The 23,007-nt window shown below is 63.8% G+C and carries 24 protein-coding genes; 14 read left to right on the forward strand and 10 right to left on the reverse strand.

Translation table 11 applies throughout. From position 1 onward, the window contains the following. From AA0Z93_RS14975 to AA0Z93_RS14990, 4 genes are all read left to right on the forward strand, one after another. Positions 1 to 633, forward strand: a complete 633-nt coding sequence (locus tag AA0Z93_RS14975; RefSeq protein WP_413048126.1) for a DsbA family protein — start codon at positions 1 to 3, stop codon at positions 631 to 633. Further along, positions 626 to 2,458: an ABC transporter ATP-binding protein gene (locus tag AA0Z93_RS14980; RefSeq protein WP_413048125.1), complete on the forward strand. Its 1,833-nt coding sequence runs from the start codon at positions 626 to 628 to the stop codon at positions 2,456 to 2,458. The genes AA0Z93_RS14975 and AA0Z93_RS14980 overlap by 8 nt, the downstream gene beginning before the upstream one ends. Positions 2,459 to 2,584: 126 nt before the next feature. Next, positions 2,585 to 5,044 (forward strand): EAL domain-containing protein, encoded by a 2,460-nt coding sequence (locus AA0Z93_RS14985; protein WP_413048124.1) that lies wholly within the window; start codon positions 2,585 to 2,587, stop codon positions 5,042 to 5,044. Positions 5,045 to 5,089: 45 nt separating this feature from the next. Next, complete coding sequence (locus tag AA0Z93_RS14990; RefSeq protein WP_413048123.1) at positions 5,090 to 5,875, forward strand: TenA family transcriptional regulator; 786 nt, start codon at positions 5,090 to 5,092, stop codon at positions 5,873 to 5,875. Positions 5,876 to 5,900: 25 nt separating this feature from the next. Here the strand turns inward: AA0Z93_RS14990 and AA0Z93_RS14995 are convergent, their stop codons facing one another. Then, on the reverse strand, positions 5,901 to 6,770 hold the full coding sequence (locus tag AA0Z93_RS14995; protein ID WP_413048122.1) for a DUF6279 family lipoprotein: 870 nt from the start codon (positions 6,768 to 6,770) through the stop codon (positions 5,901 to 5,903). Between the two features lie 131 nt (positions 6,771 to 6,901). Here AA0Z93_RS14995 and AA0Z93_RS15000 point away from each other — a divergent pair, with 131 nt between their 5' ends. Further along, positions 6,902 to 7,738, forward strand: coding sequence for a S1 RNA-binding domain-containing protein (locus tag AA0Z93_RS15000; RefSeq protein WP_314490705.1), 837 nt, complete (start codon positions 6,902 to 6,904; stop codon positions 7,736 to 7,738). Here AA0Z93_RS15000 and AA0Z93_RS15005 read toward each other — a convergent pair whose 3' ends face one another. Beyond that, positions 7,739 to 8,119, reverse strand: coding sequence for a hypothetical protein (locus AA0Z93_RS15005; RefSeq protein ID WP_413048121.1), 381 nt, complete (start codon positions 8,117 to 8,119; stop codon positions 7,739 to 7,741). Positions 8,120 to 8,309: 190 nt separating this feature from the next. On the opposite strand from AA0Z93_RS15005, the gene AA0Z93_RS15010 reads away from it, so the two are divergent. Together AA0Z93_RS15010 and AA0Z93_RS15015 are read left to right on the forward strand one after the other, a co-directional pair. After that, a complete protein-coding gene (locus AA0Z93_RS15010; protein ID WP_413048120.1) occupies positions 8,310 to 8,501 on the forward strand; it encodes a CsbD family protein in 192 nt (63 codons plus the stop codon). 343 nt (positions 8,502 to 8,844) lie between these two features. Next, entirely contained in the window at positions 8,845 to 9,834 is a 990-nt protein-coding gene (locus AA0Z93_RS15015; protein WP_413048119.1) for a YihY/virulence factor BrkB family protein, read from the forward strand. Here AA0Z93_RS15015 and AA0Z93_RS15020 read toward each other — a convergent pair. Together AA0Z93_RS15020 and AA0Z93_RS15025 are read right to left on the reverse strand one after the other, a co-directional pair. After that, positions 9,827 to 10,261: a GNAT family N-acetyltransferase gene (locus tag AA0Z93_RS15020; RefSeq protein ID WP_413048118.1), complete on the reverse strand. Its 435-nt coding sequence runs from the start codon at positions 10,259 to 10,261 to the stop codon at positions 9,827 to 9,829. The two genes, AA0Z93_RS15015 and AA0Z93_RS15020, sit on opposite strands and share 8 nt — an antisense overlap. 58 nt (positions 10,262 to 10,319) lie before the next feature. After that, entirely contained in the window at positions 10,320 to 10,664 is a 345-nt protein-coding gene (locus AA0Z93_RS15025) for an Mpo1-like protein (protein WP_413048117.1), read from the reverse strand. 102 nt (positions 10,665 to 10,766) lie between these two features. Between AA0Z93_RS15025 and AA0Z93_RS15030 the strand changes: the two genes are divergently transcribed. Continuing rightward, positions 10,767 to 11,807, forward strand: coding sequence for an AraC family transcriptional regulator (locus tag AA0Z93_RS15030; protein WP_413048116.1), 1,041 nt, complete (start codon positions 10,767 to 10,769; stop codon positions 11,805 to 11,807). Here the strand turns inward: AA0Z93_RS15030 and AA0Z93_RS15035 are convergent. Further along, complete coding sequence (locus tag AA0Z93_RS15035; protein WP_296268830.1) at positions 11,764 to 13,218, reverse strand: TrkH family potassium uptake protein; 1,455 nt, start codon at positions 13,216 to 13,218, stop codon at positions 11,764 to 11,766. The genes AA0Z93_RS15030 and AA0Z93_RS15035 overlap by 44 nt on opposite strands. A gap of 332 nt (positions 13,219 to 13,550) precedes the next feature. Between AA0Z93_RS15035 and AA0Z93_RS15040 the strand changes: the two genes are divergently transcribed. After that, positions 13,551 to 14,111 carry a nitroreductase family protein gene (locus AA0Z93_RS15040; protein ID WP_413048115.1) on the forward strand — a complete coding sequence of 187 codons (561 nt, stop codon included), beginning with the start codon at positions 13,551 to 13,553 and terminating at the stop codon, positions 14,109 to 14,111. Positions 14,112 to 14,118: 7 nt separating this feature from the next. Here AA0Z93_RS15040 and AA0Z93_RS15045 read toward each other — a convergent pair whose 3' ends face one another. The 5 genes from AA0Z93_RS15045 to AA0Z93_RS15065 all read right to left on the reverse strand — a co-directional run bounded on the left by AA0Z93_RS15045 (position 14,119) and on the right by AA0Z93_RS15065 (position 18,147). Continuing rightward, a complete protein-coding gene (locus AA0Z93_RS15045; protein WP_413048114.1) occupies positions 14,119 to 15,450 on the reverse strand; it encodes an ATP-binding protein in 1,332 nt (443 codons plus the stop codon). Positions 15,451 to 15,518: 68 nt separating this feature from the next. Continuing rightward, positions 15,519 to 15,932, reverse strand: a complete 414-nt coding sequence (locus AA0Z93_RS15050) for a Spy/CpxP family protein refolding chaperone (RefSeq protein ID WP_413048113.1) — start codon at positions 15,930 to 15,932, stop codon at positions 15,519 to 15,521. A gap of 564 nt (positions 15,933 to 16,496) precedes the next feature. Continuing rightward, entirely contained in the window at positions 16,497 to 17,174 is a 678-nt protein-coding gene (locus AA0Z93_RS15055) for a response regulator transcription factor (RefSeq protein ID WP_413048112.1), read from the reverse strand. A 75-nt stretch (positions 17,175 to 17,249) separates the two neighbouring features. Then, a complete protein-coding gene (locus AA0Z93_RS15060) occupies positions 17,250 to 17,549 on the reverse strand; it encodes a YciI family protein (RefSeq protein ID WP_413048111.1) in 300 nt (99 codons plus the stop codon). Between the two features lies 1 nt (position 17,550). After that, positions 17,551 to 18,147 (reverse strand): septation protein A, encoded by a 597-nt coding sequence (locus AA0Z93_RS15065; protein WP_413048110.1) that lies wholly within the window; start codon positions 18,145 to 18,147, stop codon positions 17,551 to 17,553. A gap of 67 nt (positions 18,148 to 18,214) precedes the next feature. On the opposite strand from AA0Z93_RS15065, the gene AA0Z93_RS15070 reads away from it, so the two are divergent. The 5 genes from AA0Z93_RS15070 (at position 18,215) to rluB (ending at position 22,667) form a co-directional block, all read left to right on the forward strand. Continuing rightward, positions 18,215 to 19,072 carry a PHP domain-containing protein gene (locus tag AA0Z93_RS15070; protein WP_413048109.1) on the forward strand — a complete coding sequence of 286 codons (858 nt, stop codon included), beginning with the start codon at positions 18,215 to 18,217 and terminating at the stop codon, positions 19,070 to 19,072. 16 nt (positions 19,073 to 19,088) lie between these two features. Next, positions 19,089 to 19,718, forward strand: a complete 630-nt coding sequence (locus AA0Z93_RS15075; protein ID WP_413048108.1) for an L-threonylcarbamoyladenylate synthase — start codon at positions 19,089 to 19,091, stop codon at positions 19,716 to 19,718. Positions 19,719 to 19,843: 125 nt separating this feature from the next. Next, complete coding sequence (locus tag AA0Z93_RS15080; RefSeq protein WP_413048422.1) at positions 19,844 to 20,578, forward strand: segregation and condensation protein A; 735 nt, start codon at positions 19,844 to 19,846, stop codon at positions 20,576 to 20,578. After that, positions 20,565 to 21,377 (forward strand): SMC-Scp complex subunit ScpB, encoded by an 813-nt coding sequence (scpB, locus tag AA0Z93_RS15085; protein WP_413048107.1) that lies wholly within the window; start codon positions 20,565 to 20,567, stop codon positions 21,375 to 21,377. The genes AA0Z93_RS15080 and scpB overlap by 14 nt, the downstream gene beginning before the upstream one ends. Before the next feature lie 234 nt (positions 21,378 to 21,611). Further along, the gene (rluB, locus tag AA0Z93_RS15090; RefSeq protein WP_413048106.1) at positions 21,612 to 22,667 is read left to right on the forward strand and encodes a 23S rRNA pseudouridine(2605) synthase RluB; all 1,056 of its coding nucleotides are present in this window, start codon (positions 21,612 to 21,614) and stop codon (positions 22,665 to 22,667) included. Positions 22,668 to 23,007 lie beyond the last annotated feature (340 nt).

Genomic DNA, 23,007 nt, shown 5'->3' on the forward strand with positions numbered 1-23,007 from the left:
ATGACGGCACGCCTGCTCTATGTGATGGACCCGATGTGCTCGTGGTGCTGGGGCTTCGCTCCGGTGGCCCAGGCGCTGATCGCCCAGGCCGCGCAGGCGGGCGTGCCGACCGACCTGGTGGTCGGCGGCTTGCGCAGCGCCAGCGGTGCCTTGGACGGCGCCACGCGGCGCTACATCCTCGACCATTGGCAGGCGGTGGCCGAGGCCACGGGGCAGGGCTTCAGGTTCGACGGCGCGTTGCCCGACGGTTTCGTCTACGACACCGAACCTGCCTGTCGCGCCCTGGTCGCGGCGCGGCAGTTGGATGAGGCGCGGGTCTGGCCGTTGCTGGCCGCCTTGCAGTCGGCATTCTACGAACACGGGTTGGACATCGCCCGGCCGCCCAACCTGGTCGATCTGGCCGAGCGGGTGGGGCTGGAGCGCAGCCATTTCGCCGAACGTCTCAACGATCCGGCCACACGCGCCGCTACCGCCGCCGATATTGCCTGGGCCCAGGGCCTGGGCATCGCCGGCTTTCCCACACTTCTGGCCGAGCGCGACGGCCGGCTGGCCCTGCTGACCAACGGCTACCAGCCGCTCGATGCGCTGGCGCCGTTGTTGGCGCGCTGGCTGCATCAGGCCACCGGTGCTTGACCTGCCAGGCTCGTCCGAGCCCGTGCCCGGCAGCACGCCCACAACGCCCGACCGCCTGAGCTGGGCGGAAATCCGTCGTTTGGCGCTGCTGCGCCCCAAGCGCCTGTGGAGCGCCAACCTGGTCGCGGTGCTGGCTGCCTGTTGCAGCGTACCGATCCCGTTGCTGCTGCCTTTGTTGGTCGATGAGGTGCTGTTGGGCCATGGCGACGCTGCCCTGCGCTGGATGAACCACTTGCTGCCCAGCGCCTGGCAGGTCGCAGCCGGCTACATCGGCCTGATGCTCGCCCTGACCCTGTCCCTGCGCCTGGCTGCGTTGGCCTGCAACGTGGTGCAGGCCAAACTGTTCGCCGGGCTGGCCAAGGACATCGTCTACCGCTTGCGCATCCGTTTGATCGAACGGCTCAAGCGCATTTCCCTCAAGGAATACGAAAACCTGGGCAGCGGCACCGTGACCACGCACTTGGTGACCGACCTCGACACCTTGGACAAATTCGTCGGCGAGACCCTCAGCCGCTTCCTGGTGGCGATGGTCACCCTGACCGGAGTGGCGGCGATCCTGCTGTGGATGCAGTGGCAACTGGCCCTGCTGATCCTGCTGTTCAACCCGCTGGTGATCTTCTTCACGGTCAAGCTCGGCAAGCGCGTCAAGCACCTGAAGAAGCTGGAGAACGACAGCACCGGGCGCTTCACCCAGGCGCTGGCCGAGACCCTCGACGCCATCCAGGAAATCCGCGCCAGCAACCGCCAGGGTTACTTCCTCGGCCGGCTTGGTCTGCGCGCGCGCGAAGTGCGCGACTTCGCCGTGGCCTCGCAGTGGAAGAGCGACGCCAGCAACCGGGCCAGCGGCTTGCTGTTCCAGTTCGGCATCGACCTGTTCCGCGCCATGGCGATGCTCACCGTGCTGTTCTCGGACCTGTCGATCGGGCAGATGCTGGCAGTGTTCAGCTACCTGTGGTTCATGATCGGCCCGGTCGAGCAACTGCTCAACCTGCAATACGCCTACTACGCTGCCGGCGCTGCCTTGAGCCGGATCAACGAGCTGCTGGCGCGCGACGACGAGCCCCGCTATGCGCCGGCCAGCGACCCGTTCACCGGGCATCCGACGGTGGCCATCGAAGTGCGCGGCCTGAGCTTCGCCTATGGCGAAGAGCCGGTGCTCGACCGGCTCGACCTGAACATCGGCGCTGGCGAAAAAGTGGCCATCGTCGGCGCGAGCGGCGGTGGCAAAAGCACGCTGGTGCAACTGCTGCTCGGTTTGTACAGCCCGCAGGCCGGCAGCATCCGCTTCGGTGGCGCCACCTTGCAGGAGATCGGCCTGGAACGTCTGCGCGAGCAGGTGGCGGTGGTGCTGCAGCACCCCTCACTGTTCAACGACAGCGTCCGCGCCAACCTGACCATGGGCCGCGACTGCGACGATGAGGCCTGCTGGCAGGCCCTGCGCATCGCCCAGCTCGACGCCACCATCGCGGCCTTGCCGGCCGGCCTGGACAGCATCGTCGGGCGTTCCGGCGTGCGGCTGTCGGGGGGACAACGCCAGCGCCTGGCCATCGCCCGCATGATCCTCGCCGAACCCAAAGTGGTGATCCTCGACGAGGCCACCTCGGCGCTGGACGCCGCCACGGAATACAACCTGCACCAAGCCATGGCGCGTTTTCTCAGCGGGCGCACCACATTGATCATCGCCCACCGTTTGTCGGCCGTGAAACAGGCCGATCGGGTCTTGGTGTTCGACGGCGGACGTGTGGCCGAAGACGGCGACCATCAACAGTTGATCGCCGACGGCGGGCTCTACGCCAAGCTGTATGGTCATTTGCAGCAAAGCTGATGAAAGCGGCGGCGGGCGTAACGTACTGGATAGCGGGTTCAGAATCTCCCAGATAGATGGCAAATGGCCTACGCTGAACCCCTGTCAGGTCATCCGTGCCTCATTCGCCGCAGTAGTAGGAGCGATATGGACGTCAGTCGTACGCAATGGGCACCCAAGCTGGTGGGCATCATCTGGCCGTTCGTCGCGGTGGTGGTGTTCCAGGTGCTGCTGGGGATCGCCAGCTTGTACGCGCTGTCCGCCGTACGCGCCTACGTGGCAGGTGAGAGCCTGTGGTCCAAGGCGCAAAAAGACGCCATCTATTACCTGAGCCTCTACGCCGAGACCCAAGACCCTTACAGCTTGCAACGCTACCGCCAAGCAACGGTGATCCCCCGCGGGGACCGCGACATGCGCGCCGCGCTGGACCGTTCGCCACCCGACCGGACGGCCGCGCGCGACGGCATTCTGCGTGGCGGCAACCACCCCGACGATGTCAATCGCATCATCTGGTTCTATCACTACTTCAACGACTTCAGCTTCATGCAGCGCGCCGTCGACTACTGGGATACGGGCGACCGCTACCTGGGCCAGCTCGATGGGCTGGCCGAGGAAATCCATGCCGAAATCGCCGCGCCAGGGCCGATCAGCGTACAGCGGGTAGCGCACTGGCGCGCGCGCATCGTGGCCTTGAACGAAAGCGTGACCCCCGTGGCGAAAGCATTCAGCGATGCCCTGGGCGAGGCCTCCAGAGTGCTTCTGCGGGTGCTGCTGATCACCAATCTGCTCACGGCGGTGTTCCTCATCACGTTGGCCTGGCGTCGTTCGAGCAAGCTGCTGGCTCAGCGCCAGGCTTTCGCCACTGCCTTGCACCTGGAGAAGGAGCGGGCGCAGATCACCTTGGCCTCGATCGGCGATGCGGTGATTACCACCGACGTCGACGGCGCCATCACCTACATGAACCCGGCGGCCGAGCAACTGACCCACTGGCAGGCCGAGCAGGCCCAGGGGCTGCCGTTGGCCGCGCTGTTCAGCGTGGTCGAGGAAGCGGCTCTGAGCGACAGCCGCAGCCTGGTCGAGCAGGTGCTCGGCGGCAGCCTGAAGGCCGGTGCCGAGCACGCACGCTGGGTGCAGCGTCTGGACGGCAGCACGGTGTCGGTGAATCTGGTGGGTTCTTCGATCGTCACCCAAGGGCAGGTCAGCGGTATCGTGCTGGTGCTGCACGACATGACCCAAGAGCGGCAATACATCGCCAACCTCTCTTGGCAAGCCACCCACGACGCGCTCACCGGGCTGGCCAACCGTCGCGAGTTCGAATACCGCCTGGAACAGATCCTCGACGCGCAGGCGCGCTCGCCCAGTCGCCATTCGCTGATGTTCCTCGACCTCGATCAATTCAAGCTGGTCAACGACACCAGCGGCCATGCCGCCGGCGACGAACTGCTGCGGCACATCTGCGCGGTGCTGCACAGTGGTTTGCGCGAGGGCGACACCTTGGCGCGCCTGGGCGGCGACGAGTTCGGCATTCTGCTGGAGTCGTGCCCGTCGGAGCAGGCAGAGCGCATCGCCGAGCAGCTGCGCCAAGCCGTCCAGAGCTTGCAGTTCGTCTGGAAAGGCCGACCCTTCCAGATCACCATCAGCATCGGTCTGGTGCATATCAATGCCCTGCCGGGCAGTCTGGAAGCTTCGTTGCGCGCAGCCGACATGGCCTGCTACATGGCCAAGGAGAAAGGGCGCAACCGCGTGCAGGTCTACCATGCCGATGACAGCGAGTTGTCCATGCGTTTTGGCGAGATGGCCTGGATCCAGCGTTTGCATGTGGCCCTGGAAGAGAACCGCTTCTGCCTGTATGCCCAGGAGATCGCGCCTCTGCACGGCAGCGATGGGCCTGCGCATCTGGAAATCCTCCTGCGTCTGCACGACGAAAGCGGACGCATGATCCTGCCGGACAGTTTCATTCCCGCTGCCGAGCGCTACGGCCTGATCACCGCCCTGGACCGTTGGGTGGTGCTCAACGTGTTCAAGATGATCGAGCAGTGCAGGCTTGGCGGACATGGCGAGCCCCTGGCGATGTGTGCGATCAACCTGTCCGGTGCCAGCATCGGCGACGACAAGTTTCTCGACTACCTGCAACGCTTGTTCAGCGAATACGACATTGCGCCGAGCATGATCTGCTTCGAAATCACCGAAACCATCGCCATTGCCAACCTGGGCAGTGCGATCCGTTTCATCAATGACCTCAAGGGGCTGGGCTGCAAGTTTTCCCTGGACGATTTCTGCGCCGGCATGTCGTCGTTCGCCTACCTCAAGCACCTGCCGGTGGATTACCTCAAGATCGACGGCAGCTTCGTCAAGGACATGCTTGATGATCCGGTCAATCGGGCTATGGTGGAGGTGATCAACCACATCGGCCACGTCATGGGTAAACGCACCATCGCCGAGTTCGTCGAGAACTCGATGATCGAGCAAGCCCTGCGCGACATTGGCGTGGACTACGCCCAAGGCTACTTGATCGAGCGTCCGCAGGTCTTCACCTGCGAAACCCTGCAGCGCCAGCGCGGCAGTGCGCGGCCTTCGGGTTTACAGCCTCTGGGCAGCCTGCGCTGAGCGGTACGCCTGCATACACACACGGAAAACGACAAGGAGTTGAAAGTGATCGACGGATTCGTTCGGGTCGGCCCTCTGATGGACGCGGCCAGCTACCCGGTCTGGGCACAGCAGCTGATCGAGGCGTGCCGCGAGAGCAAGGACCGCGTGGTGCAGCACGCCTTCTATCGCGCCTTGCGCGAGGGCAAGCTGTGTAACGCCACCATTCGCCAGTTCCTCATCGGCGGTTGGCCGGTGGTCGAGCAGTTCTCGCTGTACATGGCGCACAACCTGGGCAAGACCCGCTACCGCCGCCACCCGGGCGAAGACCTGGCGCGGCGCTGGCTGATGCGCAACATCCGCGTGGAACTCAACCATGCCGATTATTGGGTGAACTGGTGCCAGGCCCATGGCATCCACTTGCACGAGTTGCAGGAGCAGGAGGTGCCCTCACAGCTCAATGCCCTCAACGACTGGTGCTGGCGGGTGTGCACCACCGAGTCCTTGGCCGTCGCCATGGCCGCGACCAACTACGCCATCGAAGGCGCCACCGGGGAGTGGTCGGCGGTGGTCTGCGAAGGGGGGCAATACGCCGAAAGCTTTCCCGAGGATCAGCGCAAGCGTGCGATGAAGTGGCTGAAGATGCATGCCCAGTATGACGATGCGCACCCTTGGGAAGCGCTGGAGATCATCTGTACGCTGGTCGGCGAGAACCCCGCACCGGCGCTGTGCAACGAACTGCGCAAGGCGGTGTGCAAGAGCTACGACTGCATGTTCCAGTTCCTCGAGTGCTGCATGGCGCTGGACACGCAGCAGCGCGGCAAGGCCAGGCCGGCGCTGGCGGCCGGCTGAACGCAGAAGCGGTTTTTTCCGAACCCTACGGCTTCATGCACTTCAACGCACTGAAGTCCTGGCGCACCTTGTCGAGCCGTTGTACGAGCGTTTGACGTTGCTCGGCCGAGCTTTCGGCCAACAGGTCGACGATCAGGCTGCGCGCCTGCCCTTCGGTACGTTCGAACGCCGCGCGGTACTGCGGCGTCCACAGGCTTTCCTTGTGCTGCAGCAACTGCGCCAGGCGTGGTTCGAAATCCGCTGCATGGCGTTCGCGCACCAGAGTCAGCAGCTGCTGTTGCCAAAGCTCGCGGTTGGCGATCCATTGCTGGTTCTGGTCACCCAACGCCTGCGACCAGCTCGCCACCCGTTGACGCTGCGCAGCGTTCAGCGAGCCCAGCCAGGGTTTGAGGCGCTTTTCCATGCGTTTGGCGCGCTCGGCGATCTGCTTGGGCAATGGGGTATCGACGTATTCGGCACGCCGTTCACGGATGTCGTCGACAAAGGCCTGACCCATGGCCGTGACTTGCTCGTCGCTCATGCCGCGCAAGAGCTCGCTGGCAGACGGGGTGATGGCCTCGGCGACCCGGCCGATGGCTTCGCGAGCCTGTTCGGCACGCTCGCGCAGAGCTTGATCAGTGACTTGGCCATCGGCGACCAGTTGGCGCACGCCGCCGAGCCATTCCAGGTAACCGGGCAACTGCGTCTGGCAGTGCCAGGCCAGCTGTTGCTTGAGCTGCTGATCGAGCCAGGTCTTCTGCTCGCGGTTCATGTCCAGGTAGTCGTTCAACGACCACGGCACCAGGACGTCGAGGTTGCGGTAGGCCAGGTCGATACGCGCGCAGCCATTGATGGTCAGCAGACAGAGCAGGGCGAGGAAGGTGCTGCGCAGGGGCTTGGCCAGAGGGGTGAGCATGAGCGAATCCTTGCGAATGCGGGCCTGAGGTAGACGAATGCACCGGCCGTCGGTTCCGACGGATGCCCCTTGAGGCGGCGAACGGGCTTGCGGTGGTAGGATAGTCGCCTTGTCACGAGGATCTTTGGAAAATGGCTCTGCTTGGGCGCTTCAACAGCTTGCAAATCGTTAAACACACCGACTTCGGCCTCTACCTCGACGGTGGCGCCGATGGCGAGATCCTCCTGCCCCGGCGCTATATTCCCAAAGACACGCCGACCGAAGTCGAGGACTGGCTCAACGTCTTCATCTATCTCGACAGCGAAGACCAGCTGATCGCCACCACGGAAAAGCCCAAGGTGCAGGTCGGCGAGTTCGCCAGCCTAAAGGTCAAGGACATCAACGGTGCCGGTCTGTTCCTCGACTGGGGCCTGTCCAAGGACCTGCTCATGCCTTATTCGGAAGAGTCGCGGCCCTTGAAAATCGGCGACTACTGCGTGGTCCACGCCTATCTCGACAAGCGCACCCGGCGCATCACCGCCACTGCGCGCCTGGACCGCTACCTCGACAATACGCCTGCCGCCTACCAGGCCGGCCAGCCGGTGCAGTTGCTGGTGGCCGGCGAAACGCCGATGGGCTTCAAAGCCATCATCAACAATCGCCATTGGGGCTTGATCCACAAGAACGAGGTGTTCAAGTTCCTGCGCTCGGGCATGCACGAGCAGGGTTTCATCAAGGAAGTGCGCCATGACGGCAAGATCGCCCTGAGTCTGCAACCGGTCGGCGCTTCGTTGGCCGACGGTCTGCAAGAGCAGATCATGGCGCGCCTGACGGCGGCCGGTGGTACGTTGCCGGTATGCGACAAGAGCGATCCGCAAGTGATCACCCAGTTGTTCAACGTCAGCAAAGGCAATTTCAAGAAAGCTATCGGCGCGTTGTTCAAGCAAGGCTTGATCGTCATCCATGACGATCGCATCGAGAAGGTTTGATCAGGCCTGCACGAAGGTGCTGAAATCCAGCTGTTCGCCGCCTGGGCGGGTATCGCGCAGGCGCGAGTCGCGGTCTGCGCTCAGGGCCAGACTGATGGTCGAGCGGCGTTTACCGGGCTTGCGGATTTCCATCTGCTCTTGATGGGCGCGCAAGAAGTTGATCGGCACCTTCAAGTGCTGCAATTCGTCGTTCTCAGGGGTGTGCAGCAGGAGGTTGACCCAATCCGGCTGGCCTTTGCGCAATAGCGCCGCCGGCACTTCGAACCACCAGAGGTTGCGTTTGCCGTCGAGCGTTGCGAACAGCGTGTTGTCGCGGGTCAGCACCGGACGGGTCAGTGCTGCGTTGCGCCGCTCAATGGCGGCGGGTTTATCGAGTTTCATGCAGGTTCCTGCGCGTTGACGCTTCAAAGAGCCGGCATTGTGCGGGGCGTGGGGCGGGTCGGCAAGGTGTGCGCAGCGGCTAACGGCTTACAGGGTTGGGTGTTCGTAAAAAACTTGAAACCTTTGCAAAAAGCGTTAGGTCAACACTGTGTCGGCACGGTGAACGTGTCTTTATCTCAGGAGATCTGCCATGAGCGGTACTGGTGACAAAATCAAAGGCGCTACTAATGAAGCGGTTGGTAAAGTCAAGCAAGCTGTAGGCGACGCCACCGACAACGACAAACTCAAAGCCAAAGGCACCGCCCAGGAAGTGAAGGGCGAAGCGCAGAAAAAGGTTGGCGACGTCAAGGACGCTGCTGACAAGGCAACCAAGAATCACTGACCGACTCGTCATTCGACGAAGTACGCTGAGCGCAATGCCAGCCAATTGAGTCGAAGCGGTGTCGATCGGGGCTGCTTTGCAGCCCATCGCGGCTAAAGCCGCTCCTACAGAGTGATTGTAATCTGTAGGAGCGGCTTTAGCCGCGATGGGCCGCCAGGCGGCCCCAATTGCTTTATCGACCTGAATGACTTTTTCGCGGCTCTTTTTCATATCCAGTACAGCCCGACGCTGCATTCCAATGAGCACTTACAGCTTGGACGCTGTCTATTAGACTGGTTGTTACTTACCAGGCCGTCCGATGGGTGTGCCTTCGATGATCAAGCGGCGAAAGGAGACGCTAATCATGTTACCCGTCCTGCAAGGCCTGCCCCTGCACCGTGTGTTGATACGCACCGTACAAGAGTTTCTCGACGATGAGATGTCGACCTACGCCTCGGCCATGGCGTACCAGATGTTGTTTTCGTTGTTCCCCTTCCTGCTGTTCCTCATTGCCTTGATCGGCTTCCTGCACTTGCCGGATTTCTTCTCCTGGCTGCGTTTGCAGGTCGAACTGGTGTTGCCGCCGGTGGCGCTGGAGTCGGTAAATCCGGTCATCGATCAGTTGCAGCAGTCCAAGGGCGGTCTGCTTTCCGTGGGTATCGTGGTCGCTCTGTGGACCGCGTCGGCGGGCGTGCGTCTGATGATGAGCGCGATGAACGCGGCTTACGACGTGCCCGAAGGGCGCCCGGTGTGGAAACGCATTCCGTTGTCGATCCTTTACACCGTCGGCATTGCTGGCATGTTGCTGGCAGCCGCTGCCTTGATGGTCCTTGGCCCGCAGGTCATGGAGTGGATCGCCGCGCGAGTGGGTTTGGAAGAGTTCATCGTCACGCTGTGGACCATTCTGCGCTGGCCGGTGATCATTCTGCTGATGATGATCGCAGTCGCGTTGATGTACTACGTGATGCCCGATGTGGAACAGAAATTCCGCTTCATCACCCCAGGTTCGGTGCTCGCGGTAGTGGTATGGATCGCGGCCTCTCTGGGCTTTGCCTATTACGTCAAGACGTTCGCCGACTACAACGCCATGTACGGCAGTATCGGTGCGATCATCGTGTTGCTGTTGTACTTCTACATCTCTTCGGCCGTGTTGCTGTTGGGCGCCGAAATGAACGCGGTGATCGAGCATATGTCCGCCGAAGGCAAGGACAAGGGTGAGAAAGATTTCGACGAGGGGAAGGAACAGCAGACCATTTCGGTGCTGGGCCATACCCGCCCCGTGGAAGGCAAGCCAGACACCAAAGACATTCCCGAGGCTGGCGCTTCGGACCAGCCTGAGCATCGCCCTACCTGAGGCCTGCGGCGGCGCGATCCTCGATCGGATCGCGCCGCATGGCGATCAGTGGCTTGCTGCGCCGATAGCGCTGCAGGCGACTGGCAAGCGCCTCTGGCAATGCCTCGACCGGTTCGAACCCATGCCGGCCATAGAACGCGGACAGCCCCGGTTCGCAGAACAGCCATACCGGACCTGGCGAATCCCCAAGCGCCGCCTCGATCAACGCTGCCGCCACGCCCTTGCCACGCGCGAGCGGCGCGACGAACAGGCTGGTCAACCATGCGCCGCCTGCCATTGGCGTCAAACACAGCCCGGCGATGATCTCGCGCTCACGCGCCACCCACAGCGTCGCCTCTCCCGACGGACGCATGGGCGATCCATGTTGGCGGTAGAACAAGTGCAGCAGTCGGCGCTGCGCCGAAGGCAGGGCATGGCAGTCGGGCATGGGGCATGTTCTGAACGATGAGCGTTGCAGCCTACGTGTCGCTGTTACGTCTGACCAGTCAAAGACTTACTTTGCCGCGCAGGATATCGCGGAACATCGCGAAGTCGCCCAACAGGCTATAGAACGGATAGGTGGATGTGGCCGGGCGATTCTTTTCGAAGAAAAAGTGGCCGACCCAAGCGAATCCGTACCCGGCCAGCGGCACGCTCAACAACAGCCAACCATTACCGCTGCCAATGCTGTAGGCCAGCAGCGCGATGACCAAGGACGTACCCACGAAGTGCAGGCGCCTGCAGATGGGACTGCGGTGCTCGCCCAGGTAATAGGGATAGAACTCGGCGAAACTTTGAAATCGCGCGGCACGTTTCACGATTGCACTCCTGCCTTTCAAGATCGGCGGCATGGCGGACTCAGCGAGTCTAGACTCGGTACTGGGCATAGCCAGTGACAATAGGCGCCAATTGAGTATCCTCTGCAATCGGAGTAGTCGCCGTCGGTGTAGGTCATGAGTGAGAGAACCACTTCTGCCAGTTGGGCCTCGGGCATCGTCAAGGCATTGGAGCTGGAAGGTCTGGACTGCCGCGCCATGTTCGAGACCTTGGGCCTGGATTTCGCCGCTCTGGACGATCCGGATGCGCGGTTTGCACAAGACGACATGACGCGCCTCTGGCAACTGGCCGTACGCTTGTCGGGCAACAGCGCCATCGGCCTGAACATGGCCCGGGTCGTGCGCCCGGCCTCGTTCCACGTGGTGGGCTACGCCTTGATGTCGAGCCGGACATTGGCCGAAGGGTTCGAGCGTCTGGTGCGTTACCAGCGCATCATCGCCGAAAGCTCGGATCTCAGTTTCACCCTGGGGCCACAGGGTTATACGGTGAAGCTGACCGTACACGGCGACCACCTCACACCGACCCGGCACAGCGCCGAAGCCTCGCTGGCGTGTGCGTTGGCCCTGTGTCGCTGGCTCAGCGGCCGCCCCATCGCACCGCGCCAGGTGCGGGTGCAAGGGCCACCCCCCGAAGATGTCGAGCCCTACAAAGCGGCTTTCCATGCACCGCTGGTGTTCGGCGCGGCCCACGATGCGCTGGTCTTCGACCCCCTCGACATGGACGCGCCGTTGCCTACGGCCAACGAGGCCATGGCCATCCTGCATGATCGTTTCGCTGGCGAGTACCTGACGCGCTTTTCCAGCAGCCGTGTGACCCATCGCGTGCGTCAGGTGCTGTGCCGCATCCTGCCCCAAGGCGAGCCCAAGCGTGAGACCCTGGCCCAGGCCCTGCACTTGTCGCAGCGCACCTTGCAGCGGCGCTTGCAGGAGGAGGGCACCAGCTTTCAAACGCTGCTCGACGACACCCGCCGCGAATTGGCCGAGCAATACCTGGCGCAGCCGGGCACCACGCTGCTGGAAACCGCCTACCTGTTGGGCTTTGCCGACCCCAGCAACTTCTATCGCGCCTTCCGTCGCTGGTTCCAGGTGACGCCGAGCGAATACCGCGCCCGGGTCAATGGCGCCAGAACGCTGGCATGCACAACACCAACACGGTGATGATTTCCAATCGTCCCAATAGCATGCCGCCGGCCAGGATCCACTTGGCCGCGTCCGGCAGGCTGGCGTAGTTGCCGGCCGGGCCGATCACCTCGCCCAGGCCCGGCCCGACGCCCGAAACGGTGCCGGCAGCGCCGGTCAGGGCAGTCATCCAGTCGACCCCGAGCAGCGACAGCAGCAGGGCGATCGCGCAGATGGTGAAGGCGAAGAAGAAGGAAAAGGTCAGGATCGAGCGCACGATCTCTTCGTCCAGGCGATGGCCGTTGTACTTCTGCTTGATCACCGCGCGGGGGTGGATCAGTTGGTTGAGGTTGGCCTTGAGCAGGATGTAGGCCACCTGGAAGCGGAAGATCTTGATGCCACCTGCCGTGGACCCCGAGCAGCCGCCGATGAAGCCCAGATAGAAGAACAGCATCAGCGAGAAGTTGCCCCACAGGCTGTAGTCGCCCAAGGCGAAGCCCGTGGTGGTGACGATGGAGGTGACGTTGAGCGCCACATGGCGAAACGCGTCGAGCCAGGGCAAATCGGTGGTGGCCCAGTACCAGCTGCCCAGCACCACCCAGGTCGCCAGCAGCAGCCCGAGCAGGCCTTGCACCTGCTGGTCGCGGATCAGCGCGCCGCGGTTACCGCGCAAGGTCGCCACGTACAGGGTGAACGGCAGGCTGCCGCAGATCATCACCACCACGGCCACCCAGTGCACGGCCGGAATGTCCCATTTGGCCAGCGACAGGTCGGAGGTGGAGAAGCCGCCCGTGGAGATCGCTGACATGGCGTGGTTGATGCCATCGAACAGGCTCATGCCGGCCCACCAAAAGGCCAGGCTGCCGAGCACGGTGATGCCGACGTACACCAGCACGATCGACTTGGCGACCATGTGCGAGCGCGGCATCACCTTTTCCGAGCGGTCGGACGATTCGGTCTGAAACAGGCGCATGCCACCGATGCGCAGCAGCGGCAGGATCGCCACGGCCATGGCGATGAAGCCGATGCCGCCGAGCCAGTGCAGCATGGAGCGCCACATGAGGATGCCCGGCGAAAGGTTGTCCAGGCCGCTGAGCACCGTCGCGCCGGTGGCGGTGATGCCCGACATGCTTTCGAAAAAGGCGTTGGTGTAGCTGATGTGCTGGGTCAATAGGAACGGCAGCGCGGCGAAGACGCACACCACCACCCAACTGCTGACCGTGAGCAGGTACATGTCCCGTGGGCGCAGGTGCACGTGTTCGGGACGCCCTGGCAGGATCAGCAGCACACCGGCGATGAAGGTGATCAGGCTGGACCAGAGGAACGACGGCAGGTCGTGGGTGCGTTCGAACAGCACCAGGGTCGCCATCGGCACGGCCATGCTCACCGCCAGGGTGATGAGGAAGATGCCGATGATGAAACCCAGGGTTCTTAAGGTCGGCAACGCCATGTGATGTGCTCGGGCTCGAATCGAAGGGCGCCATTCTACCTAGGGCGCCGCTTAAGTAAACGGCAGCGCGGTGAGGGTAGGGGCAGGCACGGAACTACTGGTTGCGAGTATGCGAAGGCTGCCCATGGCGGTGTCGGGCCGAGCCGCGGTTCGACGTACGCGGCCGGGGCGCCTTGCCACGCGCTGCGTGGATGTTCGGGCAAGCGCCCGATGCGGCGGTGTCACCGTTAGCAGACGGGCGCCAGCGCACGATCCCATACGGTTTGCGTGGATGAATTTCCCACGCAGGCTGGTGCAGAATGCCTGCACATTTCTCGACCCAGAGGTAGCCAATGGAGGCTCTCGACGCATTGCTCAGCCGCGTGTCCGTAGCGCGCCTGACCGACCCCGCGCCCAACGCCGCCCAGCGCGAGGCACTGTTCCAGGCGGCTTTGCGTGCGCCCGACCATGGGCAGTTGCGGCCTTGGCGGTTCCTGACCATCGAAGGGCAGGGGCGCGAGGCGTTGGGTGAGCTGTTCGCCGAAGCCGTGCATGCCAAAGGCGATGCCAGCCCCGAGAAACTCGACAAGGCGCGGGCCATGCCCTTGCGCGCACCGCTGCTGATCGTGGTGATCGCGACCTTGCAGGAGCACCCCAAGGTGCCGGCCTATGAGCAGCGGTTGGCGGCGGGGTGTGCGGCGCATGGCATCTTGCTCGCGGCGCACGCACAGGGGGTTGGCGTGGTGTGGCGCAGCGGTGAGCTGGCCTATGACGCCCATGTGCACCGGGGCTTGGGCCTGGCGGCCAACGAAGAGGTGATCGGTTATCTGTACGTCGGTACGCCTGCCAAAGAGCCGCGGCAGGCGCCTGTGCTCAAGACCGAGGATTTCGTTCAGGCGTGGGGCGCCCGGTAACCACCGGTCAGCCCCCGCTCACCGCCACCGGCAGCTCGATACGTGCTTCGAAGCCGCCCTGGGCGTGGTTGCCCAGCGACAGACTGCCGCCATGGCGTTCCACTGCCTTGCGCGCAATCGCCAGGCCCAGGCCGTGGCCGGAGGCCTGCTGGCCGGGCGCGCGGAAAAACGGTTCGCCCAGGTGCGCCAAGTGCTCCTGCACAACGCCTGGGCCATGGTCGCGCACGCTGACGACGATGCGCTCCTGATCGCGAGAGGCGCTCAGCTCGATGGGCTGGCCGGGCGGGTTGAAGCGCAGGGCGTTGCGCAGCAGGTTGTCGACCGCACGCTCGATCAGCGTCGGCCAGCCTTGCAGCACCAGGCCGGGCTCCGCTTCCAGACGCACGTCCTGCTCGGCGTCGCTGAGCTGCGCGTCCTTGCGCACGCTGCCGAGCAGGGCATTGAGGTCGACCGGCTCGGCGTGCGGCTGCTCGGCGTCGACCCGGGCCAGCTCGAGGATTTCGCTGATCAGGTCTTCCAACCGGTCGCATTCGCGGGTCAGGCGCGGCCACAGCGCCTGACGCTGCTCGGCGTCGGCGCGCTCGGCCAAAGCCAGGGCGATGCGCAGGCGCGCCAAAGGCGAGCGCAGCTCGTGGGAGACATCGCGCAGCAACTGGCGCTGGCTGGCGATCATGCTCTGCAGGCGTGCGCCCATCTTGTTGAAGTCGTCGGCCAGCACGCCGAACTCGTCGCGCCGGTCGGCCAGGCGCGCGAGGCTGTGCTGCTGGTAGGTGGTCTGGCCAAGGTCGTGCACTGCGCCGCGCAGCCGGCTCAGCGGGCGGGTGATCGACAGTGTCACGAAGAGGCTGAACAAGGTCAGCACCACCAGCGCGATACCCAACGCACTGAGGGGCCACATCAGGCTGTCGCGGTGCCAGGCGTCGAGTTCGGGATGGGGGATGCGGTAGATCAGCAGGTAGGTTTCGCCGCTGGTGGGGCTGACGTATTCCTGGGTCAGGCGCCGCCATGGCAAGCGTCGGTCGTCGTTTTGCTGGCGCGCTTCGAAATCCGCCGCACGGCGTGGGAAAGTGCCCGGCACTACGGCTTCGCCGCTGTCGTTGAGCACTTGCACATCGATCTTGTACTGCTGCTTGCGCTGCTCCAGCAGGCGCTGCGCCGGGGCGATGCCCTGCTGCTCATAGCGCTCGGTCCACTCGCTGGCCAGGTGATTCAAACCAGGGTGGCGGCTGAGAATCCAGGTGTCCTGGTTGAGCATGTGCCCAAGCAGGATCGACAGCCCCGCCACGAGGGCGATGGCCAACCAGAAGCTGGCCAGGATGCGCCAGAACAGGGATCGCAAGGTGAGCACCTCTCATCGACGAAAAAAGCCCGGCCCGCACAGAGCGGGCCGGGTGGGTATCCGACAGCTTACTGGGCCTTTTTGGCTTTTTCAGCTTTCCAAGCCTGGAATTCCTTCCATTCGGCGGCGCGGGCTTCGCGCTCTTTGTGCATGTCGTCGAAGCGCTTCTGCTGCTCGGGCTTGAGCAGCCCGCGGATGGCGTTCTGGGTCTTGTCGCGGCTGGCCTGGGCTTCTTTTTCCATGGCGGTCTTCTCGGCCGCTGGCAGTTTGTCCAGGTAACGCTGATGAATCTCGCGATCGGCACGTTTCTGCTCATGCATCAACTGATCGACCTGCTGGCGCTGCTCTGGGGTCAGCTCAAGCTGGGCGAAAGGGCCACCGCGGTGTGGCGGACCGTCGTGGCGCGGGCCACCTTCGGGCATGGCCATGGCGACGGTGGGCAGCGCAGCGGCGAAGATCAGAGCGGTAAGGGTCTTGCGCATGGTGTCTCTCCTGTCATGGGCCGGTGATTACCGGATGTGCCCAGTGTAGGGAGATGAAAGTCAAAGGCGGTCAGGGCAGGGTAAAGGCAGGGTAAAGATGAACGTAAACAGTAATGGCCCCACTGACCGAACACTCAAACCAAACCATAGAACCACCCCTTCCAACAACACCCCCCAACCCCGCTCGAATCCGTTGCCGTTGCCGTTGCCGTTGCCGTCGCTCTTCTACAAAGCCAGCCCAGGCAACCCCAATCGCGACTTTAGCCGGCCGGAGTGGAGGTGTTCGTAGGGGCAGGGCGCGCAGCGCCCCTGAGGCGCAGCCGAAGGCGCGAGATGTAGGTTTGCGCAGCAAACCGTAGGCCGCGCAGCCCCGAAGAACACCGGAACGCAGGGAACCCGTAGCGCAGCGAAGGGCCGGCTATCGGAGCCAGGGGGTTTTTGCTTACTTTTGCCCCCGTGCAAAAGTAAGTCGCCGTAAGGGCGAAAGGGTCCCTAACCGCAGCCACTCATCCGGCACGTAACCCCCAACCCCACGCACACGCCAAAAACCCAATGCGCACAGCATCACAAGCTGTAGTAGTAACCCCGACTACGCAAGGCCACCACCCGCGCCCGCCCATCCCCATGCGGCCCAAGCTTCTTGCGCAAGTTGCTCACATGCATATCCAGACTCCGGTCATACAACGTCAACTTACGCCCCAACGCCAACTGCGCCAGCTCCTGCTTGTCCAGCGGCTCCCCGGGCTGGCGCAGCAGCGCTTCGAGGATCCGGCTCTCGGACAAGGTCAACGTCATGTCCCGCTGGTCGATGCTCACCACACCCCGCACCGGGCTGAACACCAGGTCGCCGATCTCCACCTGGGTCGGGCTCGCGGCGGGATGGCTGCGCCGCAACACCGCCCGCAACCGCGCCGTCAACTCACGCGGATCGCACGGCTTGGCCAGGTAATCGTCGGCCCCCAGTTCCAGCCCGAGAATGCGGTCCAGCGGCTCGCCGCGCGCCGACAGCATCAGCACCGGCAAATCGGTGTGCTCGGTGCGCAACTGCTTGAGCAGCTCCAGGCCGCTGCCATCGGGCAGCATCACGTCGAGCACCACGGCCGCCGGGGCCTGTTCGGCCAAGGCCTGGCGTGCGCTCTGGCCATCGTGACAGGCGCGGACCGCGAACCCTTCCTGGCTCAGCCAACTGCCGAGCAACTCGCAGAGTTCCTGGTCATCATCAATCAGTAACAGCTCACTCATGGCTCACTCGACGGGGAAACGTGGGGTTGGAACGACGCAATGTCTGTGCAAGAGACACGCGCGCCGTCCCAAAGGTCACGGCAATACCTGTTTGAACGGTTTGACCACGACTTCGCCGTACACCCCGGCGGCTACGTAAGGGTCGGCTTCGGCCCAGGCCTGAGCCGCCGACAGCGAGTCGAACTCGGCCACCACCAGGCTGCCGGTGAAGCCCGCAGCACCTGGATCGTTGCTGTCGATCGCCGGGTGCGGCCCGGCCAGCACGATGCGGCCGGCCGCCTGCAACTGCTGCAAGCGCTCGAGATGGGCGGGGCGGGCCGCCAGGCGTTTTTCCAGGGAATCTTCGATGTCGCGGGCAATGATGGCGTAGAGCATGTCAATCCTTGGGTGGGGTGGGAGGGGTGTCACCGTCTTTGAGGTGACGGGACAGGTAGACGCCCTGGGCGACCAGGAACACCAAAGTCATGCCCAGGCTGCCGAACACTTTGAAGTCGACCCAGAAGTCTTCGAAGGTGAAGGCCACGTACAGGTTGGCCGCGCCGCAGAACAGAAAGAACGCGACCCAGGCCAGGTTCAGGCGCACCCAGACCGCATCGGGCAGGTTCAGCGCGTGGCCCATGATGCGCTTGATCAGCACCCGGTCGCCGATGAAATGGCTGCCGGCGAAGGCCAGGGCGAACAGCCAGTTGACCACCGGCGCCTTCCATTTGAGAAAGGTGACGCTGTGGAACGCCAAGGTCAGGCCGCCGAACAGCAAGCAGGCGAGCAAGGTCAGCCACTGGCCTTTTTCCAGCTTGCGCTGGCGAACGAACAGCGCACCGTAGACCAGGATCGAGCTGGCGATGAGGATCTTGGTGGCGCTGTAGATGCCGCCCAATTCGAAGTCGTGACCGGCGATATCGACGATGCGCGGGTCGAGTTTGTAGACGATGAAAAACAGCAACAGCGGGATGAAATCGATGAATTGTTTCACAGTGGCAGCCAGAAGCGGGATGTGGCGGCATAATATCAAACATCGATTCCCGCGGAAGCGCTGCTCTATGAATGTTGATCTGCACTGTCACAGCACGGCCTCCGACGGCGCCCTGGCGCCTTCGGCCCTGGTCGACCGTGCCCACGCGCACGGGGTGCAGACCCTGGCCCTGACCGACCACGACACCCTCGACGGCCTGCCCGAAGCACGCGAACGCTGCCGTGCCCTGGGCCTGCGCTGGATCAGCGGCATCGAGCTGTCGTGCACCTGGAACGGCGCCACCATCCACGTGCTGGGCTACGATTTCGCCTTGGACGCCGCGCCCTTGCTGGCCGCCACCGAGCAACTGCACCGCGGCCGCTGGCTGCGCGCCGAAGAGATCGACCGCCGCCTGGCGCAGAAGGGCATGCCTGGCACCCTCGAAGGCGCCCGCGCCGTGCAGCAGGCGCTCGGCGCCAGCGGCAACGCCCCGGCCCGCCCGCATTTCGCCGAATACCTGGTGCAGGCCGGCCTGGTCAAGGACCGCGGCGAGGCTTTTCGCAAGTGGCTCGGCGCCGGCAAGCTGGGCGACGTCAAGCAGCATTGGCCTACGCTGGAGGAAACCGTCGCGACCTTGCGCCAGTCCAATGCGTGGGTGAGCCTGGCCCATCCCATGCACTATGAGCTGACCCGCTCCAAGCGCAGACGTTTGATTGCCGACTATATTCAAGCCGGTGGGCAGGCGCTGGAAGTGGTCAACGGCATGATGCCCGCCGAACAGGTGGGTACGATGTCCATCCTCACCCGTGAGTTCGGCCTGCTGGCAAGCGCTGGCAGTGATTTCCACGGCCCCGGCACCTGGGGCGAGATAGGTGCCTATCGGCCTTTGCCCGAGGACCTGCCGCCGTTATGGCGCCGATTCCGTCATGAACAGCCCATTGCGTGATGCACAGGACGACTACGTGAGCCAATTCTTCCAGATCCACCCGGAAAACCCGCAGGCGCGCTTGATCAAGCAAGCCGTGGACATCATTCGCAAGGGTGGGGTAGTGGTCTACCCCACCGATTCGGCCTACGCGTTGGGCTGTCAGATCGGCGACAAAAGTGCGATCGAGCGGGTCCGCCGCCTGCGTCAGCTCGACAAGCAGCACAATTTCACCTTGCTGTGCTGCGACCTCTCGCAGATGGGCCTGTTCGCCAAGATCGACACCGCGCGTTTCCGCCTGCTCAAAGCCCATGTTCCCGGGCCCTACACCTTCATCCTCAACGCCACCCGCGAAGTGCCGCGCCTGTTGATGCACGAGAAGCGCCGCACCATCGGCCTGCGCGTGCCCTCCAACCCCATCGTGCGCGCGCTGCTCGAAGAGCTGGGCGAACCGCTGATGAGCGTCAGCCTGATCCTGCCGGGGGACGACGAGCCCATGACCGACCCCCATGAGATCCGCCAGCGCCTGGAAAAACAGGTCGAGCTGATCATCGACGGCGGCTATGGCGACCTGAAGGCCTCGACGGTGATCGATCTGAGTGGCGATGAGCCGGAACTGATCCGCGAAGGCTGCGGCGACCCCGCACCGTTCCTGGCCAGCGCGTGAGCCAGCAGGAACGACTCCCCGCGCCGGCCGATGACGCGGCGCTGCCCATGCAGATGCAATTGGCGCTGGTGTATGGCGAGGCGCTGACCGAACTGCCGCTGGACCTGTACATCCCGCCCGATGCGCTGGAAGTGTTTCTCGATGCCTTCGAAGGCCCGCTCGACCTGCTGCTGTACCTGATCCGCAAGCAGAACATCGACATCCTCGACATTCCCGTGGCCGACATCACCCGCCAATACATGAGCTACGTGGAGCTGATGCAGCACGTGCGCCTGGAGCTGGCCGCCGAATACCTGGTGATGGCCGCGATGCTGGCCGAGATCAAGTCGCGCATGCTGCTGCCGCGTTCGGCCGAAATCGAAGCCGAGGAAGGCGACCCACGCGCCGAACTGATCCGCCGGTTGCAGCAATACGAACGTTTCAAGGCCGCCGCCGAAGACCTCGACCAGTTGCCGCGCAACGGTCGCGACTATCAGGTGCCACGCCTCGAGGCGCCCCAGGCCAAGGCGCGCAAGGTCCTGCCGCAGGTGAGCCTGGAAGAGCTGCTGATGTCGATGGCCGAAGTCATGCGACGCAACGACCTGTTCGAAAGCCATCAGGTCACCCGCGAAGTGCTGTCGACCCGCGAGCGCATGAGCCATGTGCTCGACCGCCTGCGCGGTGGCGCTTTCGTGCCCTTCGTCGAGCTGTTCACCGCCGAGGAGGGCAAGCTGGGTGTGGTGGTGACGTTCATGGCGATTCTCGAGCTGGTCAAGGAGTCGCTGATCGAACTGGTGCAGAATGAGCCGTTCGCCCCCATCCACGTGCGTGTCCGCAGCACCCCCAGCCAAGAGCCGCTTGAGCACCATGAACCTGAATGAACCCCGTGACCTGGCGTCACTGATCGAGGCGTTTCTGTTGGCCTCGGGCAAGCCGCAGACCCTCGATCGCCTGTACGAATTGTTCGAAGAAGGCGAGCGCCCGGCACCCTCGGTGTTCAAGAAGGCCCTCGACGTGCTCGGCAAGTCCTGCACCGGGCGTGCGTTCGAACTCAAGGAAGTCGCCAGCGGCTACCGTCTGCAGATCCGTGCAGAGTACGCGCCTTGGGTCGGTCGGTTATGGGAGGAGCGCCCGCAGCGCTATTCGCGGGCCCTGCTGGAAACCCTGGCGCTGATCGCCTACCGCCAACCCATCACCCGCGGCGAGATCGAAGACGTGCGCGGCGTGGCGGTGAACAGCAACATCGTGCGCACCTTGATCGAGCGCGAGTGGATTCGTGTGGTGGGCCATCGTGAGGTCCCTGGCCGCCCGGCCATGTTCGCCACCACCAAGGGGTTTCTCGACCACTTCAACCTCAAGAGCCTCGACCAGCTGCCGGCCCTGGCCGAGCTGCGCGACCTGGAGCCAGCGCCGTTGTTCGACGATCCCGACGATGCGCCGGTGCCGGCGCACTTGCAGGCGCTGGCCGATGCCAGTCTGGCCGAGGATGGCGAAGCCGAGCCGCCGAAGGAGGAAACCAGTTTCCGCACGTTGTTGGTCGAGCTCGATGCGATGGAGGAGGGCCTGAAGACCGATTTTGACGATTTGCGCGAGACGCCGGACGAAGCGTCGACAGCGGGGCTCGCTGATGCCGAATCCGTCGACGCCGACGACTCACCCGTCCCTAGACCGTTCAACTAATGACCGTGAGCGCGGCGCTTGATCGCCATTGCTCGCATGGCGGCCTTGAGCACCGTCTTTATCTGGCATGCGCGCTGGCGCAGTGACCCGCTTTGTGGGTCGATCTTCGACCTGCTGCCCAGTCGACATTCCGATCAACAGCCGTGCGCCCGCCGCCCGATCCACGTATGATGCGCGGCCCTTTGGCGCATCCGCCGCCAATTCGATCGTCATGACACACCGGGAGGTGCCCTAATGAGCGACAAAGATCAAGAACTGCAACCCGTTCCTCCAGCCGGCGAAAAGCTGCAGAAAGTCCTGGCCCGCATCGGCGTCGGTTCGCGCCGCGACGTGGAAGCCTGGATCAGCGAAGGCCGCATCAAGGTCAACGGCGTGCCCGCCACCCTTGGCCAGCGCGTCGACCTGCACGATGCCATCGCCGTGGACGGCAAGCTGATCAAGCGCGAGGAAGCCGCCGAGGCGACCCGCCGCGTGATCATGTACAACAAGCCCGACGGTGAAATCTGCACCCGTGACGACCCGGAAGGCCGTCCGACCGTGTTCGACCGCTTGCCCAAGCCGCGCGAAGGTCGTTGGATCAACATCGGTCGCCTGGACATCAACACCACCGGCTTGTTGCTGTTTACCACCGACGGCGAACTGGCCAACCGCCTGATGCACCCGTCCTATGAAATGGACCGCGAATACGCCGTGCGTGTGCGTGGCGAAGTCGACGACGAGATGATCGAGCGGCTCAAGGCCGGCGTGACCCTCGAAGACGGTCCGGCCAAGTTCACCGACATCCAGAAGGCGCCGGGCGGCGAAGGCTTCAACCACTGGTACCACTGCGTGGTGATGGAAGGCCGCAACCGTGAGGTGCGGCGCTTGTGGGAATCCCAGGGTGTGGTGGTCAGCCGCCTGAAACGCGTGCGCTTCGGCCCGGTGTTCCTCAACTCCGACCTGCCGATGGGCCGCTGGCGCGAAATGAGCCAGGGCGAGATAGACATCCTCGCCGCCGAAGTGGGCCTGCAACCGGTAGCGCTGCCCGTGCTCAACCTCAAGGCCAAGGAAAAGCTCGAGCGCCTGCAGCGTAAATCCAGCCGTCCGCTGGGTCGTAACGAGCGCGTACGCAGCCTGCGCCCCGCACAGGATGCCGCACCCGAGCGCGATGCGCGCAAGGGCCGTGACGAGGCACCGCGCAAGGATCGCGGCAGCGCCGTGGCCGAACGTCCGAGCGAGATGCGCAAGCGCACCGGCAAACCCCAGGCCGACAAGCCAGCCGGTCGCGGTCGCGGCAAGCCGCGCGACTGATCTGTAGCCCCACCTTCGGTAACTGACCTACAAAGAACTGTCGCCCATATCCAGAAATTGGATCTCCCCTGTTGGAGCGACTTCAGTCGCGATGGCCGGCGCAGCCGGCCCCGCACTGACGGCACAGATTCCTGGCACATCCCGGCGTCTGGATTGGCTGGCATTGCCAGCCATCGCCGCTGATTGGAGTAACGAACCCGGCGCTCCAACCACAGAGCGGCTTTCCTTTCAGGAGCGCCCAGGCCGGCGGTCCTGGGCAGGTACTTAGCGAAAAGTATCTGATCAAGGCTCCAAGAAAGCGTATCCGAAGCCATGCGCTGATCTGACTGGAAACGCTTCG

The sequence above is a fragment of the Pseudomonas phoenicis genome, from assembly GCF_047302395.1.
Taxonomy (GTDB): domain Bacteria; phylum Pseudomonadota; class Gammaproteobacteria; order Pseudomonadales; family Pseudomonadaceae; genus Aquipseudomonas.

Excerpts from the sequence above, each read along its gene's own strand:
- AA0Z93_RS14975 (WP_413048126.1), top strand. The coding sequence starts at position 1 with ATGACGGCACGCCTGCTCTATGTGATGGACCCGATGTGCTCGTGGTGC.
- AA0Z93_RS14985 (WP_413048124.1), top strand. The coding sequence starts at position 2,585 with ATGGACGTCAGTCGTACGCAATGGGCACCCAAGCTGGTGGGCATCATC.
- AA0Z93_RS14995 (WP_413048122.1), bottom strand. The coding sequence starts at position 6,770 with ATGCTCACCCCTCTGGCCAAGCCCCTGCGCAGCACCTTCCTCGCCCTG.
- AA0Z93_RS15000 (WP_314490705.1), top strand. The coding sequence starts at position 6,902 with ATGGCTCTGCTTGGGCGCTTCAACAGCTTGCAAATCGTTAAACACACC.
- AA0Z93_RS15005 (WP_413048121.1), bottom strand. The coding sequence starts at position 8,119 with ATGAAACTCGATAAACCCGCCGCCATTGAGCGGCGCAACGCAGCACTG.
- AA0Z93_RS15010 (WP_413048120.1), top strand. The coding sequence starts at position 8,310 with ATGAGCGGTACTGGTGACAAAATCAAAGGCGCTACTAATGAAGCGGTT.
- AA0Z93_RS15015 (WP_413048119.1), top strand. The coding sequence starts at position 8,845 with ATGTTACCCGTCCTGCAAGGCCTGCCCCTGCACCGTGTGTTGATACGC.
- AA0Z93_RS15020 (WP_413048118.1), bottom strand. The coding sequence starts at position 10,261 with ATGCCCGACTGCCATGCCCTGCCTTCGGCGCAGCGCCGACTGCTGCAC.
- AA0Z93_RS15025 (WP_413048117.1), bottom strand. The coding sequence starts at position 10,664 with ATGCCGCCGATCTTGAAAGGCAGGAGTGCAATCGTGAAACGTGCCGCG.
- AA0Z93_RS15030 (WP_413048116.1), top strand. The coding sequence starts at position 10,767 with ATGAGTGAGAGAACCACTTCTGCCAGTTGGGCCTCGGGCATCGTCAAG.
- AA0Z93_RS15035 (WP_296268830.1), bottom strand. The coding sequence starts at position 13,218 with ATGGCGTTGCCGACCTTAAGAACCCTGGGTTTCATCATCGGCATCTTC.
- AA0Z93_RS15040 (WP_413048115.1), top strand. The coding sequence starts at position 13,551 with ATGGAGGCTCTCGACGCATTGCTCAGCCGCGTGTCCGTAGCGCGCCTG.
- AA0Z93_RS15050 (WP_413048113.1), bottom strand. The coding sequence starts at position 15,932 with ATGCGCAAGACCCTTACCGCTCTGATCTTCGCCGCTGCGCTGCCCACC.
- AA0Z93_RS15055 (WP_413048112.1), bottom strand. The coding sequence starts at position 17,174 with ATGAGTGAGCTGTTACTGATTGATGATGACCAGGAACTCTGCGAGTTG.
- AA0Z93_RS15060 (WP_413048111.1), bottom strand. The coding sequence starts at position 17,549 with ATGCTCTACGCCATCATTGCCCGCGACATCGAAGATTCCCTGGAAAAA.
- AA0Z93_RS15070 (WP_413048109.1), top strand. The coding sequence starts at position 18,215 with ATGAATGTTGATCTGCACTGTCACAGCACGGCCTCCGACGGCGCCCTG.
- scpB (WP_413048107.1), top strand. The coding sequence starts at position 20,565 with ATGAACCTGAATGAACCCCGTGACCTGGCGTCACTGATCGAGGCGTTT.
- rluB (WP_413048106.1), top strand. The coding sequence starts at position 21,612 with ATGAGCGACAAAGATCAAGAACTGCAACCCGTTCCTCCAGCCGGCGAA.